At 71.9% G+C, this 16,556-nt stretch carries 14 protein-coding genes and 4 pseudogenes; 6 read left to right on the top strand and 12 right to left on the bottom strand.

Going from position 1 to position 16,556, the window contains the following annotated elements; all coding sequences use genetic code 11:
• Positions 1-562 (top strand): annotated as a pseudogene (locus FHX68_RS08705) (bifunctional methylenetetrahydrofolate dehydrogenase/methenyltetrahydrofolate cyclohydrolase); the annotation flags it as partial.
• Positions 563-565: 3 nt separating this feature from the next.
• Here the strand turns inward: FHX68_RS08705 and FHX68_RS15860 are convergent.
• The 6 genes from FHX68_RS15860 to FHX68_RS08675 form a co-directional block, all read right to left on the bottom strand.
• A complete protein-coding gene (locus tag FHX68_RS15860) occupies positions 566-868 on the bottom strand; it encodes a cytochrome c oxidase assembly protein (protein WP_229661392.1) in 303 nt (100 codons plus the stop codon).
• Between the two features lie 359 nt (positions 869-1,227).
• On the bottom strand, positions 1,228-1,953 hold the full coding sequence (locus FHX68_RS08695) for an amino acid ABC transporter ATP-binding protein (RefSeq protein WP_141378969.1): 726 nt from the start codon (positions 1,951-1,953) through the stop codon (positions 1,228-1,230).
• Between the two features lie 44 nt (positions 1,954-1,997).
• Positions 1,998-2,843 (bottom strand): amino acid ABC transporter permease, encoded by an 846-nt coding sequence (locus FHX68_RS08690; protein ID WP_141378883.1) that lies wholly within the window; start codon positions 2,841-2,843, stop codon positions 1,998-2,000.
• A gap of 61 nt (positions 2,844-2,904) precedes the next feature.
• Entirely contained in the window at positions 2,905-3,822 is a 918-nt protein-coding gene (locus FHX68_RS08685; protein WP_229661393.1) for an ABC transporter substrate-binding protein, read from the bottom strand.
• Between the two features lie 90 nt (positions 3,823-3,912).
• Positions 3,913-4,482: a hypothetical protein gene (locus tag FHX68_RS08680; RefSeq protein WP_141378887.1), complete on the bottom strand. Its 570-nt coding sequence runs from the start codon at positions 4,480-4,482 to the stop codon at positions 3,913-3,915.
• Between the two features lie 87 nt (positions 4,483-4,569).
• Entirely contained in the window at positions 4,570-5,367 is a 798-nt protein-coding gene (locus FHX68_RS08675; protein WP_141378889.1) for a transglutaminase-like domain-containing protein, read from the bottom strand.
• A 246-nt stretch (positions 5,368-5,613) separates the two neighbouring features.
• On the opposite strand from FHX68_RS08675, the gene FHX68_RS08670 reads away from it, so the two are divergent.
• From FHX68_RS08670 to FHX68_RS08660, 3 genes and pseudogenes are all read left to right on the top strand, one after another.
• Entirely contained in the window at positions 5,614-6,156 is a 543-nt protein-coding gene (locus tag FHX68_RS08670) for a Dps family protein (RefSeq protein WP_141378891.1), read from the top strand.
• 17 nt (positions 6,157-6,173) lie between these two features.
• Positions 6,174-6,377, top strand: a pseudogene (locus FHX68_RS16355) (NAD(P)-dependent dehydrogenase); the annotation flags it as partial.
• A gap of 73 nt (positions 6,378-6,450) precedes the next feature.
• A pseudogene (locus FHX68_RS08660) lies at positions 6,451-7,650 on the top strand (glycoside hydrolase family 15 protein); the annotation flags it as partial.
• A gap of 184 nt (positions 7,651-7,834) precedes the next feature.
• Here FHX68_RS08660 and FHX68_RS16350 read toward each other — a convergent pair.
• Positions 7,835-7,963, bottom strand: coding sequence for a Vmc-like lipoprotein signal peptide domain-containing protein (locus FHX68_RS16350; protein ID WP_373288669.1), 129 nt, complete (start codon positions 7,961-7,963; stop codon positions 7,835-7,837).
• On the opposite strand from FHX68_RS16350, the gene FHX68_RS16265 reads away from it, so the two are divergent.
• Positions 7,962-8,117: a hypothetical protein gene (locus FHX68_RS16265; protein ID WP_307723043.1), complete on the top strand. Its 156-nt coding sequence runs from the start codon at positions 7,962-7,964 to the stop codon at positions 8,115-8,117. The genes FHX68_RS16350 and FHX68_RS16265 overlap by 2 nt on opposite strands.
• 33 nt (positions 8,118-8,150) lie before the next feature.
• Here FHX68_RS16265 and FHX68_RS08655 read toward each other — a convergent pair whose 3' ends face one another.
• From FHX68_RS08655 to FHX68_RS08640, 4 genes are read right to left on the bottom strand one after another with little or no spacing between them, the layout of a single operon-like run.
• Positions 8,151-9,737 (bottom strand): GMC family oxidoreductase, encoded by a 1,587-nt coding sequence (locus FHX68_RS08655; protein ID WP_244926845.1) that lies wholly within the window; start codon positions 9,735-9,737, stop codon positions 8,151-8,153.
• The gene (locus FHX68_RS08650; protein WP_229661395.1) at positions 9,734-11,152 is read right to left on the bottom strand and encodes an alpha/beta fold hydrolase; all 1,419 of its coding nucleotides are present in this window, start codon (positions 11,150-11,152) and stop codon (positions 9,734-9,736) included. Before FHX68_RS08650 ends, FHX68_RS08655 begins: the two co-directional genes overlap by 4 nt.
• Positions 11,152-12,048, bottom strand: coding sequence for an SDR family oxidoreductase (locus FHX68_RS08645; RefSeq protein ID WP_141378897.1), 897 nt, complete (start codon positions 12,046-12,048; stop codon positions 11,152-11,154). Before FHX68_RS08645 ends, FHX68_RS08650 begins: the two co-directional genes overlap by 1 nt.
• The gene (locus tag FHX68_RS08640; RefSeq protein WP_141378899.1) at positions 12,045-13,295 is read right to left on the bottom strand and encodes an NAD(P)/FAD-dependent oxidoreductase; all 1,251 of its coding nucleotides are present in this window, start codon (positions 13,293-13,295) and stop codon (positions 12,045-12,047) included. Before FHX68_RS08640 ends, FHX68_RS08645 begins: the two co-directional genes overlap by 4 nt.
• A 368-nt stretch (positions 13,296-13,663) precedes the next feature.
• On the opposite strand from FHX68_RS08640, the pseudogene FHX68_RS08635 reads away from it, so the two are divergent.
• Positions 13,664-14,686 (top strand): annotated as a pseudogene (locus FHX68_RS08635) (FAD-dependent monooxygenase); the annotation flags it as partial.
• A 16-nt stretch (positions 14,687-14,702) separates the two neighbouring features.
• On the opposite strand, the gene FHX68_RS08630 reads toward FHX68_RS08635, so the two are convergent.
• Complete coding sequence (locus tag FHX68_RS08630) at positions 14,703-16,508, bottom strand: Na+/H+ antiporter (protein ID WP_141378900.1); 1,806 nt, start codon at positions 16,506-16,508, stop codon at positions 14,703-14,705.
• Positions 16,509-16,556: the final 48 nt, after the last annotated feature.

The following is a 16,556-nucleotide window of genomic DNA, read 5'->3' as shown; positions in this document are numbered from 1 at the left end:
GATCCTCGAGCGGATCGACCCGGCGAAGGATGCCGACGGCCTGCATCCCACGAACCTCGGCAAGCTCGTGCTGAACGTCAACGACGAGATCATCTCTCCGCTGCCGTGCACGCCCCGCGCCGTGATCGAGCTGCTCGAGCGCAATGGCTACGCACTCGCGGGCACGCATGTGGTCGTCGTCGGCCGGGGCGTGACGATCGGGCGCTCGATCGGGCTGCTGCTCACCCGCCGCGACGTCAACGCGACCGTGACCCTCACCCACACCGGCACGCGCGACCTGCCCGCCTACCTGCGGCAGGCCGACGTCATCGTGGGCGCGGCGGGCATGAAGCACCTCGTGCGACCCGAGGACGTCAAGCCCGGCGCCGCCGTGCTCGATGTCGGGGTGACCCGCGAGATCGATCCCGAGACCGGCAAGTCGAAGGTCTACGGCGACATCGCCCCGGGCGTCGAAGAGGTGGCCGGCTGGCTGTCGCCGAATCCCGGGGGCGTCGGCCCGATGACGGTGGCGCTCCTGATGACGAACGTCGTCGAGGCGGCGGAGCGCACGATCCGCGCCTGAGCGTCAGCGGGCGGCGTCCGATCCGGCGCGCGCGCCGCGCAGGTGCGCCTGTACGAGCGCGTCGTGCTCGGCGTCGGTGAGCGCGTCGAAGTCTGCCGCTTCAGCGCGGTCGCGCCGCGCCCACCGCAGGAGCAGCAGGATCAGCACCGGAACGTCGGCCGCCTCGGCGATGAACCAGAGCAGGTCGCCCGCGAGGTGCTGATCGTGCAGCGGATTCGGCCACCAGCCGGTACCCGCGACGGTCGTGATGCCGTCGATGACGGTGTCGTTCAGCCGCATGAGGATGCCCGGGATCGAATCGATCACGAGCTCGACGAACGCCAGCAGGAACTCGATCGCGAGGAAGGTCGACGCGTGCAGGCTGGTGAGGGCCCATCATCGGCACCCTCAGCAGCAGCGCGATGCGCGCCGTGAACGCCCAGCGCAGCTGCGCCGACCACGCGCCGAAGAAGCCCAGCTCGACGACCGCGTACGAGCCGAGGCCGAGGGCGAAGAACAGCACCGTGCGTCGACGCGGCCACACGACGCCGTGACGGGCGGCGCGACGGATGCCGAGGGCGTAGGCGATCGTCGCGGCGACCAGGACGACGAGGGTCACAGGGTCGGCGCGCCAGGTCGTGAGGAGGGCGTCGAAGGGAGGCGTGCGCACAGCATACGCCGCGCGGCTATGCGGTGAAACGGGTGAGGAAAGCCTTCGTGCGGGCATGTGCGGGCGCCGTGAACAGCTGGGCGGGAGCGCCCTCCTCGACGATGACGCCCTCGTCGAGGAACAGCACCCGATCGGCGACGTCACGCGCGAACGCCATCTCGTGCGTCGCCATGAGGATCGTCGCCCCGCCCTCGGCGAGCGAGCGCACGAGGTCGAGCACCTCGCCGACGAGCTCCGGGTCGAGCGCCGAGGTGATCTCGTCGAGCAGCAGCACCTCGGGGTCGGTCGCGATGGCGCGGACGATCGCGACGCGCTGCTGCTGCCCGCCGGAGAGGCGGTCGGGGTGGGCGTTCGCGAAGTCGGCGAGCCCGACGCGCTCGAGGAGCGCCAGTGCGCGCGCCTCGGCATCCTTTCGCGGCACCTTGTGCACGACGCGCGAGGCGAGGGTCACGTTGCCGAGCACCGTCAGATGCGGGAAGAGGTTGTAGCTCTGGAACACCGCGCCGAGCCGCGCGCGCACCCGGTTGCCGTCGACGCGCGGGTCGGAGATGTCCTCGTCGCCGAGGAAGATGCGACCGTCGTCGATCGGCTCGAGCAGGCCGAGGCAGCGGAGGAGCGTGGATTTGCCCGATCCGGATGCCCCGATGAGCGCGACGACCTCGTGCGCGGCGAGCGACACCGACACCCCGCGCAGCACCTCGCGCTCGCCGAACGCCTTCCAGACATCCTCCGCCGCGAGCACCGGGGCGCCGACCGGCGCCGGGACACCGCCCGGCTCCACCGCGGTCACAGGATCGCTCCGCTCTGCTCGCGCTCGCGCAGCCGCGCCGTGTACCAGTCGGCGGTCCGGATCGTGGGGATCGCGAGCAGCACGAAGAGGATGCCCGCGACGACGTACGGCGTGAAGTTGTAGCTGAGGGCGTTCGCCGAGCGCGCGGCGGCGATCGCATCGATCGCGCCGAGGATCGAGATGAGCCCGACGTCCTTCTGCATCGAGACGAAGTCGTTCATGAGGGGCGGCGTCATCTTGCGCAGGGCCTGGGGGAGCACCACCCGCCGGAGGGTCTGCCCGTAGCCGAGCCCGAGCGAGCGCGCCGCGAGCCGCTGCGACGGGTGCACCGCGTCGATGCCGGCACGGATCACCTCGGCGACGTACGACGAGTAGGTGAGGGTGACGGCGAGCACGCCGAGCAGCACGACCGGGATGCGGGTGTTCGTGATCGTGGGCAGACCGAAGCCGACGAGGTAGAGCACGATGATGAACGGGAACCCGCGGAACAGGTCGGTGTAGGCGGCCGCGACGACCCGCACGGGGAAGAACACCGCTCCCGGGAGCGTCCGCAGGAAGGCGATCAGCAGGGCCACCGCCGCGACCGTCACGACCGAGAGGGCGAGCACCTGCAGGTTCACGAGGAACCCGTCCCACACCTTCGGCAGCGACGCGACCGCGGTGGCGGGGTCGAAGAAGGTCTGCTGCACCTTCGTCCAGCCCGGAGTGTTCACGACCGTCACCCACACGACCGCCGCGAACACGAGCGTCGACCCGATTGCGACCAGCACCGAGCGTCGCTCGCGGCCGCGGCGGTAGGCGCGCCGTTCGACCTCCAGGGCGCTCGGGGTGTGCGAACTCACGAGACGACGCTACCCGAGCGGGGCCGGGCGGCCGAGTTCGGCCCGGCCTTCGACAGGACGGTCACTTCAGCTGCGGCACGCCCTCGGTGAGCACCGACAGCCATTCCTTCTCGAGCGCGTCGAGGGTGCCGTCGGCGCGCAGCGTGTCGACCGCGTTGCTGACCCGGGCGGTGAGCGGCGAGTCCTTCTGCAGCAGGAGGCCCCACTGGTCGGGAACCCCCGCCGCGGGCAGCTCGCCCACCATGAAGCCGCCGTCGATGTAGTAGTTCGCGGCGAGGTAGGCCGTCGGGGTGTCGAGCACCATCGCATCGATCTGGCCGGCCTCGAGGGCCGCGCGGGCGTCTTCGTTCGAGCCGAACAGGGCGGCGGGAGTCGTCGGGGCGATCGCCTCGTGGATCGTGGTGGCGCTCGTCGAACCGGCCATTGCGCCCAGCAGCAGTCCCTTCGCGCCGGCGAGGTCGGTGACGCCGTCGGCCTTGCCGCCCTTGATCGCGACGATCATCTGGCTCGCCTCGAAGTAGGGCGTCGAGAAGTCGACGGCCTGCTTGCGCTCGTCGGTGATCGTGTACTGCTGGATGTTGAAGTCGGAGTTCTTCGGCCCCGGCGCGATCGCCGCCTCGAACGACGTGCGCACCCAGACGACGTCGTCTTTGGCGAAACCGAGCTTCTCGGCCACGGCGTACGCGACGGCCGACTCGAAGCCCTTGCCGGTCGTCGGGTCGTCGTCGTAGACGTAGGGCTCGTAGGCCGTCTGGCCGGTCGCGATCGTGAGCTTGCCGGGCGTGACGAAGTCGGCCGCCGGGTCGGCGCTCGATGCGGCCGGGTCGGCGGAGCCGGAGCAGCCGGCGAGGGCCAGGAGCGCGGCGGCGGCGGCGGTGGCCATCGCGAGGCGGGCGGGACGGGCGATGCGCGGCATGACGGAGACCTTCCGGGTGTGGGAGCGCGGCGCGTCGGATGCTGTGGACGGATGCCGCAGCATCCATCATTCCCGCTCGCCGATGCCGTCGGGGTCGCGCGGGTCCCTTTGTTACAGGGACGTCATGCGCGGCGGCCCGGGTTGCCGGCGCGGTCAGCTCTTGCCGAGGTCGTCGAGCATCTTGCGCTGCTCCGGCGTCAGCCCGTCGTCGGCCTCGGCGGCGCTCGCCGACGTGATGCCGGACGTGCCCGCTCCGGGGGATGCGGTGGCGTCGGCGCCGGCACGGCCGCCGCGGATGCCCGCCGTGGCGCGGTCGTAGTATCCGCCCGCCCTCGCCTCGATGCGGTCGTCGATGCGGGCGTACAGCGCCCAGCCGATCGCGATGATGACGGGCGGCAGGACGTAGGCCCAGAACCAGCTGCCGCGGGCGTTCACGCCGGTGAGCACGAGCGTGATGATCCAGATGATCGCCGCGACGGCGAGCACGAGCAGCAGCTGCACGAGCGCCTCGCCGATGCGGGTGCGGTCACCGGCCGACTCCGCCGCCGACTTCGCGAACGCGCCCCGCAGCAGCGGCTTCACGAACAGCTCCGCGAGCGTCAGGATGACCGACGCCCACAGCACCGCCCACCCGACGTGCGCCGGGGTGAGCAACCCGATCACGAGCAGCACGACGACGTTGAACACGTACAACGAGACGAAACGCACGATCCAGGCCTTCATGCCCCCAGCGTGCCACGACGCGCGCCCGAGCGCGAGAGCCGGTGCGGTCGGGCGCTCAGCCGCCGGCGCGGTCAGACGCCGACGCGGTCAGCGGATCGAGACGAGCTGTGTGACGTCGTCGCGGGCGAGCTCGTCGACGACGGCGGTCACCTCGATGACGTCGAGGTCGGTGCGGCCGCTCAGCACAGTGAGGAAGGCGGTGTCGGCGGCGTCGCGACCGGTCGCGATGCGCACGAGGTTCTGCCGGGGCGCGAGCGCCGTGGCATCCACCACGCGCCACGCGTCGTCGATCCACGCCTCGGTCACCGCGTGGAACTCCATCGGCGCGAGGCCCGGCGCGTAGACGGCGGCCACGCGGGCGGCGACGCCGCGGGCGCGCAGGAGCGCCGCGCACAGGTGCGCGTAGTCGCGGCACACGCCCTGTCGCCCGAGCAGGGTCTCCACGGCGCCGTCGGTCGGCCCGGAGGCGCCCGGCACGTAGCTCAACTGCGTGCCGACCCAGGACGAGACGGCCGCGAGGAGGTCGGCGCCGGGGTCGATCCCCGCGAACTCCGCCGCGGCCGTCGGGGAGAGCACGTCGCTCTCGACGTAGCGGCTCGGCAGCCGCGAGGAGAAGAGGTCGTAGGGCACGCCCGGCGCTTCGGCGCCCTCGCCGTCGATGTGCGCGCGGTAGTCGATCACGAGTGAGCCCGTGCCCACCTGCAGGCGCTGGAAGCGCGTGCCGCTGTGGTCGGTGAACTCGGTCGCCGCGACCGGCGCCCCGTCGAGGAGCGCCGTGAACGCCTCGTCGCTCGGCTGGTAGTGCGTCGACACGGCGATCGCGACGACGAGGTCGGCGGGCTCGGTCACGGAGAGTTCGAGGTGGGCGGTCACGTCGCGCTGCATGCGCCCAGACTGACACACCGCGGTGAGGAGAGGGCGCCGGCGTCCGAGAGCGCCGCCCCGTGACGTATGCAGGAGATCCGGGGATGGGGGTGGATGCGTCCCGCGCAATCACGGGGGTGCCGCTCTCGCCGGGCCCGGATCTCCTGCATACGTCACGGCGACCGGGCCGGAGCCGCGGGCGTGCCACGCACGATCCGGGCGCGCAATCCCCGTCCGTCGCGGCGGCCGCCCCTGTAGCATCGAACCATGGCATCTACGACAGCGACCAAGAACAAGCGCAAGCCCGCGCACGGAGCACGGCTGACGAACGAGCAGAACGCCGAGAGCGGCTTCACCGCCTCCAAGGAGTTGAGCGAGAACCTGCAGAAGGTGCTCGTCGACCTTCTCGAGCTCGCCTCGCAGGGCAAGCAGGCGCACTGGAACGTCATCGGCACGAACTTCCGCGACACGCACCTCGCGCTCGACGAGATCATCGACTCCGCGCGCGAGTTCAGCGACACGATAGCCGAGCGCATGCGCGCGCTGCACGCCCTGCCCGACGGCCGCAGCGACACCGTCGCCGAGTCGACCACCCTGCCCGAGTTCCCGCAGGGCGAGATCGCGACGACCGAGGTCACCGACCTCATCACGGCGCGACTGGAGGACACCGTCGCCACCTGCCGCGGCGTGCACGACCAGGTCGACGAGGAAGACCCGACGAGCGCCGACATCTTCCACGAGATCATCGAGAAGCTCGAGCAGTACGCCTGGATGATGAGCGCCGAGAACCGGAAGCCGGCCACCTCGTGACCGACATGTAGACGGTCCAGGATCCGACGACGCAGTATCCGCGGCCGCCGTTCCCGCCGCAGCAGCAGGATGCCCCGGGCGACATCCACGAGATGGCGCCCGCGCCCGATCACGGCGAGAAGACCTACATCGGCTTCGGGCGGCTGCCCGGCCGGAAGGCGCTCGTGACCGGGGCGGACTCGGTCATCGGCCGCGCCGTCGCGATCGCCTACGCCCGCGAGACCATCGCGGTGACCGGGGGCATGACGCTCACATGAGCGCAGCCCGGCGACGCGCCGTTCGCGCGAGCCCGCGATGACGATCCCGGGTCGAGAAGACCTCCGCACGTACGCGGCGATCGGCGACGGCCGGACGGTCGCGCTGATCGCCGCGGACGGGGGCATCGACTGGATGCCGATGCCGAACCTCGATTCGGCGCCGGTCTTCGCCCGGATCGTCGACGACGCCGACGGCGGGTGCATCGAACTCGCCCCGGACGGGGAGTACACGGTGCGCCGCCGGTACCTCCCCGGCACGAACGTGCTGCAGACCACCTTCACGACGCCGGGCGGCGTCGCGACCGTCACCGACGCGCTCGTCACGGGCGTCGCCGGGCGGTTGCCGTGGGCGCAGCTCGTGCGCCGGATCGCGGGCATGCGCGGTGAGGTCCGGTTCCGCTGGGCGGTGCGACCGGGCACGCGTCTGCGGACAGCGGCGCCGTGGATCAAGAAGCACGACGGCGTGCACCTGCTGCAGGTGGGCTCGACGATGCTGGCGGTCATCGGCTCGGAGGTCGGTCGGCCGCGCGCCGACGCGACCTCCTCTCTCCTCTCCGCCGTGCGCGGCACGTTCACGACCGCGGCGGACTCGACGCACATCCTCGCGATCATCGCGAACGACGACGAGCCCCTGCACCTGGCCGATCCGGGCCTCATCGGCGCGAGCCTGAACCCCTCGATCGCGGGCTGGCGCGACTGGTCGAAGGAGTTCTCCTACGACGGACCGTGGCAGGATGCCGTGCAGCGCAGCGCCCTCGCCCTGAAACTCCTCGTCTACGCCCCGACGGGCGCCATCGCCGCCGCGGCGACGACGTCGTTGCCGGAGAATCCCGCGGGCGGGAAGAACTGGGACTACCGCTTCGCCTGGGTGCGCGACCTCGCCTACACGGCGCACGCGCTCGTGCGCTTCGGCCTGTGCGAGGAGACCCACGCCGCACTGTCGTGGATGGTGAAGACCATCCGCGCCGACGGCGACCTGCGCGTCATGTACACCCTCCGGGGCGAGCCGGTGGAGGGCGTGGAGTTCTTCGACGCGCCCGGATGGGCCGGGATCGGCCCCGTCGTCACGGGCAACCCGGCCAGCGACCAGCTGCAGCTCGGCGTCTACGGCGACCTCTTCGCGATCTGCCGGACCTACGCGGATGCCGGGAACGTGCTCGATCCGGGCACCGCGCGCCTCCTGGCCGAGCTCGCCGACCGCGTGTGCGACCTGTGGCGCAACCGCGACTCGGGCATGTGGGAGCTGCCCGAGCTCGCGCACTACACGTCGTCGAAGATGGGATGCTGGCAGGCCCTCCGCCCGGATCGACCGCGCTCGACACCTCGGTGCTGCTGCACGCCGAGAGCGGTTTCGATCGCGGCGAACGGATGTCGCGGACGATCGACGCGCTCACCGCGCAGCTCGGAGCCGGGGCGCTGCTCTACCGGTACTCGGGCATGGAGCGCGCGGAGCACACGTTCGTGGCATCCGCCTTCTGGCGCGCCGGCGCGCTCGCGTGCGTGGGACGGCACGACGAGGCGATCGCCGCGATGGACGAACTCGTCGCCATGTCGAACGACGTCGGCCTTTACAGCGAGATGATCTCGGCCCGCGACGGGTCGTTCTGGGGCAACCTGCCGCAGGCGCTCAGCCATCTCGCCGTCGTGACGGCGGCGCTCACGATCCGCCAGGTCGTGCCGCCGAAGGCGCTCGAGGGGCACTGACCCGCTCGAGCGGACACTGACCGGCAGGGCCGGTCAGTGTCCGGCGAGGAGGTGCTGGGAGCTCCGCAGCGCGAGCGCGACCTGGGTGAGGGCGGGGTTGGCGGCGAGGGCGCTCGGGAAGGTCGAGTTGTCGACGATCCAGAGGTTCTCGACCTCGTGGCTGCGGCCCGAGGCATCCACCACGCCGTCCTGCGGGTCGTCGCTCATCCGGCAGGTGCCGAGCGTGTGCGCGGTGCGGTCGAGCACGCGGGTCGACGTGGCGCCCGCCGCCTCGAGGATCCGCACCATGACGTCGGTCGCGTGCCGCATCAGCGCCTTCTCGTTCGCCCCGGCGGTGAACGACACCTCGGCGCGCGGGATGCCGTGCTCGTCGACCTCGCCGGAGAGGACGAGCGCGTTGTCGCGCTGCGGCAGACACTCACCGTTGATGCCGAGTCCGGTCGTGTACCGCGCCCCTTCGAGGGCTGCCATGAGCTCGGCGCCCCACAGCCCGCCGCCGCGCACGAGCGACGTCGCGAACGTGAGCGGCATGACGCCGAGGCTCTGGATGAGGTAGCCGCCGGCGAAGTCGGCGCCGGGCGGACGCAGGAAGTCCTCGGTGATGAGCGAGGAGGGATACCCGCGGTAGGCGCGCTGCTGCGCGTCGAACGTGCCCCACACCTGGGTCGCCGGGTGGGCGAGGAAGTTCCGCCCGACCTGCCCGTTCGCGTTGCCGAGGTCGTTCGCCAGCAGCAGGCGCGGCGTCTCGACACCGCCCCCGGCCAGCACGAGCGCGCGGCACGGCTGGCGCAGATCGCGGCCGGCCTGGCGGTAGACGACCGCGCTCACCCGCCCCGCGGCATCGGTCTCGACGGTGTGCACCATCGCCTCGGCGCGGATCTCGGCGCCCGCCGCGATCGCCGCGGGGAGGTAGGTCGTCCCCATCGTCGCCTTCGCGCCGGTGCGGCAGCCCTGGTGGCAGGTGCCGCACGCGATGCACGCGCCGCGCGGGATGCCGTGCTGCTCGCGGGGGCGGGTCAGGACCGCGGCGGGGGCGTCGGTCGCGCGGATGCCGAGGACGCGGCATCCGTCCGCCATGTGCTGCGCGGAGGCGTTGCGGCCGGCCGGCGCGTAGGCGTAGGAGCGGGCGGGATCCCAGGGATAGTCCGCGGGACCGCTGACGCCGAGATCGCGCTCCGCGCGGACGAGGAAGGGGAGGAGCTCCTCGAGGGAGAAGGGCCAGTCGCGACCCTCACCCGTCTCGGTGCGCAGGCGCAGCTGACCCGCGTCGGGGCGCGGGGTGAACGCGCCCCAGTGCAGCGTCGATCCGCCGACGCCGCGGCCGGAGTTGTTCGGCCCGAACGCGGTCGGGTCGTCGCCGCCGGAGAGCCGCTCGCTCATCCAGTTGATCTCGGCGGCGTCGGTCTCGTCGGGCGTGTGATCGGCGGGGTCGAAGAACGGACCCGCCTCCAGGGCCACGACGCGCAGGCGGGCCGCGGCGAGTTCGGCGAGCACCGGGGCGCCGCCGGCGCCGGTGCCGACGATGACGACGTCGACCTCCTCGCCCGGCTCGAATCGGCGCATGCGAGAGGTGTCGAGGGCGAGGGCGCTCGTGGGGCCTCCGCTTCCGTCGCCGGTCACGCGGCGGGGCCCGAGGGGAGGGTGTCGCGCGAGGTGTCGACGTCGCCGAGACCGCCGGGTTCCCACGCCTCGCGGAGGCCGGCGGCGAGCATTGTGAACCCCCGAGGCTCGGGGAACCCGCGCGTGGCGAAGCTGTCGTTGCCGGTGCGGGCGAGGGATGCCGGGTGGGCGAGCCAATGGCGCACGAGGTCGACCCGGGCGTCTTCGGCCCACGCCTGCAGCTGCGCGGGCGAGAGCGCCGAGCCGGGCAGCTCGAGGCGGCCCGACACGAGCGCGGCGACGACGTCGTCGTCGAGGTTGACGTCGGCGAGCGCGTCGAGGGCGAGCCCCGCGGCGACCGCGTCGGGCGGGAGGTCGGCGCGGCGCCATCCGTCGCCCTCGCCCGCCGCGAGCTGCCGGTCGACGCGCGCGGCGAGGTCGATGCGCCCGCGGCCGGCGGCCGGGGCGTCCGACTGCGGCACGACGAGGTCGGCGAACCGTCGCAGCGTCTCGAGCTGCGCGGGTGTGAGCGCGCGCGGCCGGTAGGCCGGGTCGTCGGCGATCGCCCGGGCGGCGAGCGTCGCGCGCACCCGCGGCGTGAGAGCGGGGGAGGCGATGAGGCGCGCCCAGTCGGCGGGCACCGCGGGGGCGTGCGCCTCGATCTCGTCGGCCAGGGCGGCGATCGCCGCCGCGACCTCCTCCGGCCGCTCCTGCGGCACGAGGTGACCCGTCTCGCGCAGGCGCACGAGGCGGGCGCGCGGATAGACGTCGCCGTGCAGACGCGGCTGCGCGTCGGCGCCGAGATCGTCGTCGTCCTCGCCCGCGACGATCACCGCGGGCACGTCCAGGGTGCCGACGACGGCCGACACGTCTTCACGGCTGCCGTGCTCGAGCCAGTGCACCCAGGCATCCGGTGCCGCTCGGCGCAGGTCGTCGATCGTCCGCGCATCGCACTCGCCGCCGAGCGGCAGGGCGGTGTTCGCCTCGACGAACGCGCGGGCCTCGTTCTCGCCGAGCCAGCCGTCGCGGGCCCAGCCGATCATCTCGGCCCGCTTGTCCTCGCTCATCGGCTCGGGCGTCGGCGGCGAGGCGGCCACGAGCACGACGCCCGCGAAGCCGAACACGGGATCGTCGCCGGCGAGCGCGCGCCGGGCGACGACCGAGGCGACCTTGCCGCCCATGCTGTGCCCGAGGAGCAGCCAGCGGCCGCCGTGGGCGGAGTCGTCGCGGCGGATGCCGTCGATGACGACATCGGCCATCTCGGCGACCGTGTACCCGGGCAGGTCGACGGCGTCGCCGAAGCCGGGCAGGTCGATCGGCACGAGTCGGATGCCGGGGCGCAGCGCCGCGGCGACGGGGCGGAACTCCGCTGCGCTGCCGCCGAGCGCGTGCAGCGCGTAGACGGTGAGATCGGATGCCGGTGCGTCGGGCGTCATCACGGGGTGACCATCCCGCCGTTGACGTTGAGCGTCTCGCCCGAGACGTAGCCCGACTCGGCCGAGGCGAGGAAGACGAACGCCGGCGCGATCTCGGCGGGCTGGCCGGCGCGGCGGTACTCGTTCTCGTCGTCGAAGTGCGTCATCTGCTCGTCGGAGACGCCGTCCGACACCTGCAGGGCCGTCCAGGTCGGGCCGGGGGCGACGACGTTGACGCGGATGCCGCGGGGAGCCAGCTGCTGCGCGAGACCCTTGGAGAGGTTGTTGATCGCGGCCTTCGTCGCCGCGTAGTCCAGCCGATCGGGCGCGGGCACGTACGCCTCGAGCGAGGCCGTGTTGATGATCGTCGACCCGGGCGTCAGGTGGGGGAGGGCGGCCTTGATCAGCCGGAACGGGGCGAACACGTTCGTCCGGAACGTCGCCTCGAACTGCTCGTCGCTGAGATCTTCGACCTTCGCCACGGCGGTCTGCTTGCCCGCGTTGTTGACCAGGATGTCGAGACCGCCGAGCTCGGCGACGGCGTCGGCGACGACGGTGCGGCAGCGCTCGGCGTCGGTGAGGTCGGCCACGAGCGCGACGCCGTGACGCCCCGCCTCCCGGATGAGACCGAGGACGTGCGCGGCGTCCGGTTCCTCGCCCGGTCGGTGCACGATCGCGACGTCGGCGCCCTCGCGCGCGAACGCGATCGCCGCCGCCCCGCCGATGCCGGAGTCGCCGCCGGTGATCAGCGCGCGCCGCCCCGCGAGCCGGCCGGAGCCCCGGTAGGTGTGCTCGCCGAGGTCGGGGACGGGCGTCATGACGCCCTGCACCGCCGGCTCGTCCTGATGCTGGAGCGGCGGCTCGACCCGAGGGTAGCGCGTGACCGGGTTGCCGAAGGCGTACTGGTCGTCGGTCATGAGGCCTCCTCGCGGATGCGACCGATGAGGGCATCGCGATCGACGGGTCCGTCCTCGGTGAGAACGGCGCGCGCGGCATCCGTTCGATCGTCGATGTTCCACAGCAGCACGCCGACGACGCGGTCGTCGTCGAGGTAGTAGACGACGCCGCGTTCGAGCGGCTCGACCCAGTCCTCGACCGTCTCGAGCGATCCGTCGAGCGTGCCGACCGCCTCGTAGCGGGTGCCGAACACGACGGAGTAGTAGTACGGCGTGTGGGTGTACTCCTCGCCGGCGCCCGCGAGATTCCGACCCGCCTGCCGGCCCATCTGCTCCGCGTTGTCGACGTGCTCGACGCGGCGGCATCCGAGGATGCGGTCGGGGTATTCGGCCACGTCGCCGGCGGCGAAGACGTCGGCCCGATCGGTGCGCAGGTGCGCGTCGACGACGATGCCGTCGCCCGTCGCGATGCCGGAGGACTCGGCGAGCTCGGTCTGCACCTCGATGCCGAGGCCCGAGACCACGGCATCCGCGACGACCGTCGCGCCGCCTTCGAGGTCGAGTCGCACTCCCGCGTCGCCGGCGACGCCGCCGACCACCTCGTGGCCGCCGACGAGTTCGACGCCGGCGTCGCGGAACATCCCGGCGAAATGGTCGGCGAGATCCGCGGGGAAAACGTCGGCGCCGAGGGTGGCCGTGCTGTGCACGAGCACGGTGTCGACGCCCTGCTGCACGAGCGCGGCGGCGAGTTCGCTGCCGATGTAGCCGCCCCCGACCACCGCGATGCGGTCGGCCTGCGCGGCGAGGGCGCGGAGGTGCCGATAGTCCTCCGCGGTGCGGAAGGTGAGCACCCGGTCGCTCGCGCCCCCGCCCTCGATCGGCAGCGCGACGGGGGTGCCGCCGGTCGCGATGAGGACGGTGCCGTAGGGATAGGTGTCGCCGGCATCCGTGTCGAGCTCGTGCGCGTCGGGGCGGAGGGCGGTGACCCGCGTGCGCAGGACGACCACGGCGCCGGTGTCGTCGGCGGTGCCCAGCGGAACGTCGTCCCACGTGAAGTCGGGGTCGGTCCAGAGCTTCTTGCTGAGCGCGGGACGGGTGTACGGCTCGTCGATGTCGTCGCTGATGATCGCGATCGTCGCGTCGGCATCGCGCTCCCGGATGCCCCGTGCCGCCGCGTCGGCGACCATCCCGCCTCCGACGATGACGTGGTCGTAGGCGATCGGGGTGGGCGCGGCGCCGGCGGCGGGAGCCTGATGCGGGGAGGTCATGTCCCGATTCGATCAGCCCATGCGCGTGCACACCAGCGGGTTGACCGTGCCCCGCCCGGGCGCTACTCAGCGCGACGGACCCCTCCTTCAGTCGCCTTCCGTCGAAAACTCGACGCTCCCGCGGCGCAGTCGTGCCCGTACGTGTGACTCCTGCTCCGATGTCAGGGCTCCCCAGCGATCGCCGGCGCGCGGGAATGTTCCGTGCTGCGCCCGAAGGATGTCGCGGATTCGCTTCGGCGTCACGTCCAGCGCCCGGGCCAACTCGGAGGGTGTGAGTCCGGAGGACGCTTCACCGGTTCGTGTGGCAGCAGCTCGCGTCGGAACAACGGTCTGTTCTTGGTCGGGGACAACTCCGGGGGCAGCCCCGGCCGCACGAGGAGATCATCCGCCGCGCCAACGAGATCCTGCACCCCTACACGCTCGACGTGCAGGAAGTTGCCTGGCACAGCGTCTACGAAGTCGGCCACCGGGTCACCGACGGACTCGACGACGCGCACGGCACCGACCGCCTGCCGAGGGTCTTCCTCACCGGCGATGCGTGCCACACGCACAGCGCCAAGGCCGGGCAGGGGATGAACGTCTCGATGCAGGACGGCTTCAACCTCGGCTGGAAGCTCGGCGCGGTCGTGACCGGGCTCGCCCCTGCATCCCTTCTGTCGACCTACGCCGCCGAGCGCCGCCCGGTGGCCCAGCAGCTCATCGACTTCGACAAGGAGTGGTCGAGCCTCATGGCACGAAAGCCCGAGGAGATCAGCGACCCCGAGGACCTTGCGACCTACTACCTCGCGACGGCCGAGTTCCCGTCGGGGTTCATGACGCAGTACGAGCCGGGTGCGAGTGTCGTCGCGGACGCCGCGCATCAAGAGCGCGCGACGGGATTCCCGATCGGCAAGCGATTCAAGAGTGCGCCGGTCACGCGCGCCGCAGACGGCAACGTCGTGCATCTCGGACACCACGCGAAGGCCGACGGTCGCTGGCGGATCTATGCCTTCGCGGATGCCGACGGCACGGCGCTCGCCGACTTCGCGGGCTGGCTCGCCGATGCCCCCGACTCCCCGATCGTCCGCCACACGCCCGCCGGCGCCGACATCGACGCGGTGTTCGACGCGAAGGTGATCTACCCGGGAGGCTATGACGAGATCGACGTCACGCGCGTCCCCGCGATCTTCCGCCCGCGCACCGGCCCGCTGCACCTCACCGACTGGGAGAAGGTGTTCGCCGCAGCGCCCAACCGCTGGAACGCGACCGACATCTATGCGGAACGCGGCATCTCACGAGACGGGGCGGTCGTCGTCGTGCGCCCCGACCAGTACGTCGCCGGTGTCTTCCCCCTGGACGGCGTGGACGGCGTGCAGGAGCTCGCCGTCTTCTTCGACGCCTGGCTGCTGTAGGTCGCGTCGGGCGGGTTCACTCGAGCGGGTCCACGCCACGCAGGCGCAACTCGTCGATGTCGAGGTGGTCCTCGATCCGTCGGACGACGAGGTCGTCGATCGTGCCCTCGCGCCGCAACCGGTGCAGCACGGCGCGCTTGCGCTCGAGCACGGCGAGGCGCAGTCGCGTCGCCTCCTCGTACCGGATGATGGGCGAGCGCTGAGTCAGGTCGATGTCGTCGCTCGTCGCAATCATCTCGAGCGGTGAGGCCGGCGAGGCCGACAGGGCGGGCATCGCCGCGCCCCCTACGGAATTCGAGGGCGCAGTCGAGCGCGCCCACGAGGCATCCGCGGCACCCTCGTCATCCGCGTCGTCCCCGGCGCCCGCGTGGTTCCCGGCCTCCGGGGTAGAGAGCATGCTCTCGAGCTCGGAGATGGATGCCGCGTCGGCGCGGCTCTGCCGGGCGTAGGCGCGTGCATTGGCGAGCTCGAGGTACTCGTAGGTCTCGCGGCGGATCCGGTCGCGCACCTCGTCGCTGATGCCGTGCTCGGCGGCGAGGTCGTCGAGCACGGCGACAGTCGCACCCGTGATCGTGCGCTGCGCGAGCTCGTACTCCTCGGCCGCGGTCTCATCCTGCGGCAAGCGCGCCCAGCGCACGATCGCGGGGAGCAGCGTCCCCTGCACGAGAAGGCTCACGAGGATCACCCCGCCCGTCACGAACGCGACGATGTCGCGCCCGGTGAGTTCGCCGATGCCCTCGATGGATGGCGGAACGGACAGGGCGATCGCAAGCGACACGGCGCCGCGGAACCCGGCGAACGTATTGACGATGCGTCCGCGGTGGTGGTGGCCGAACCGCGGGTCTCGCGGGGTCCGGGAGAATGGCGCGAACAAGGTCAGGAACACATACCGGACGACGATCAGTGCGATCCACGTCGCGATCGTGATGGCCACGAGCATGCCGAGTTGCCGGGCCGGGACGTCGTGCACGACGTACTGCACCTCGAGTCCGATGAGGACGAACAGCGCCCCGTTGAGCAGATACACGCCGAACGGCCATGCCAACTGCGCCTGGCGCCGCGACGTCGCGGTCGTGATGCCCGCGTGCGACCAGGCCACGATTAGACCCGCGAAGACGACCGCCAGCACGCCGGAGGCGCCGACGAGCTCGGCGAGGAGGAAGGCGACGAACGGCACGAGCAGAAGCGTCGTGTTGATGACGAGGGCGTGGCGCGCGCGCCGCAGCGCCAGGTAGACGAGCGCTGCAACCGCGATGCCGGCCGCGGCGCCGCCCAGGTAGGAGACGGCCACCATCCCGGTGATCGACCATCCCGAGATGTTCTCGCCGAGGGCGAGCGAGAGGGCGATCGAGTAGAGCACGAGCGCCGTCCCGTCGTTTGTCAGACTCTCGGCCTTGAGCTTCATGAACATCCGCTCAGGAAGCAGACGCCCGAGGGCGGCGACCGCCGTGGCATCCGGCGGAGCGACGGCGGCACCGAGAAGGAGCGCCGTATGGAACGGCACTCCGAAGAGCGTCGCGATCCATGCCACGGCGAACGCGGACGCGACGACGAGAAGCGTCGACATCGGCACGATGTACCGCAGCGACTGCCGGACCGCGCGCAACGAGGTCGTGAGGCTCTCCCAGAAGAGCATGACCGGCAGGAAGAGGAGCAGCACGGTCTCGGGCGGCAGCTGGATGTCGCGCAGTGCCGGGACGAATCCGAGCAGCAGCCCGATCACGACGAGGACGAGCGGTGTCGCGATCCGCAGGCGCGGCGCGAGCACCGTCCCGGCCAGGATCGCGAGGCCCAGCAGAACCGTGACTTCGAGGCCTTCCATGGCATCCCTCCCTGTTCACACTCAGTGCGCACTCGAGGATCAGCGTTC

This window comes from Microbacterium lacticum (genome assembly GCF_006716815.1).
In the GTDB taxonomy this organism is placed as follows: Bacteria; Actinomycetota; Actinomycetes; order Actinomycetales; family Microbacteriaceae; genus Microbacterium; species Microbacterium lacticum.
This window is presented reverse-complemented; position numbering and strand designations above follow the sequence as displayed.

Bases quoted from the DNA above. Each gene is read 5' to 3' on its own strand.
- FHX68_RS08685 (WP_229661393.1), bottom strand. From the start codon at position 3,822: ATGCTGCGGCATCCGTCCACAGCATCCGACGCGCCGCGCTCCCACACC.
- FHX68_RS08680 (WP_141378887.1), bottom strand. From the start codon at position 4,482: ATGAAGGCCTGGATCGTGCGTTTCGTCTCGTTGTACGTGTTCAACGTC.
- FHX68_RS08675 (WP_141378889.1), bottom strand. From the start codon at position 5,367: ATGCAGCGCGACGTGACCGCCCACCTCGAACTCTCCGTGACCGAGCCC.
- FHX68_RS08670 (WP_141378891.1), top strand. From the start codon at position 5,614: ATGGCATCTACGACAGCGACCAAGAACAAGCGCAAGCCCGCGCACGGA.
- FHX68_RS16265 (WP_307723043.1), top strand. From the start codon at position 7,962: ATGTCGAACGACGTCGGCCTTTACAGCGAGATGATCTCGGCCCGCGAC.
- FHX68_RS16350 (WP_373288669.1), bottom strand. From the start codon at position 7,963: ATGGCGACGAGTTCGTCCATCGCGGCGATCGCCTCGTCGTGCCGTCCC.
- FHX68_RS08650 (WP_229661395.1), bottom strand. From the start codon at position 11,152: ATGACGCCCGACGCACCGGCATCCGATCTCACCGTCTACGCGCTGCAC.
- FHX68_RS08645 (WP_141378897.1), bottom strand. From the start codon at position 12,048: ATGACCGACGACCAGTACGCCTTCGGCAACCCGGTCACGCGCTACCCT.
- FHX68_RS08640 (WP_141378899.1), bottom strand. From the start codon at position 13,295: ATGACCTCCCCGCATCAGGCTCCCGCCGCCGGCGCCGCGCCCACCCCG.
- FHX68_RS08630 (WP_141378900.1), bottom strand. From the start codon at position 16,508: ATGGAAGGCCTCGAAGTCACGGTTCTGCTGGGCCTCGCGATCCTGGCC.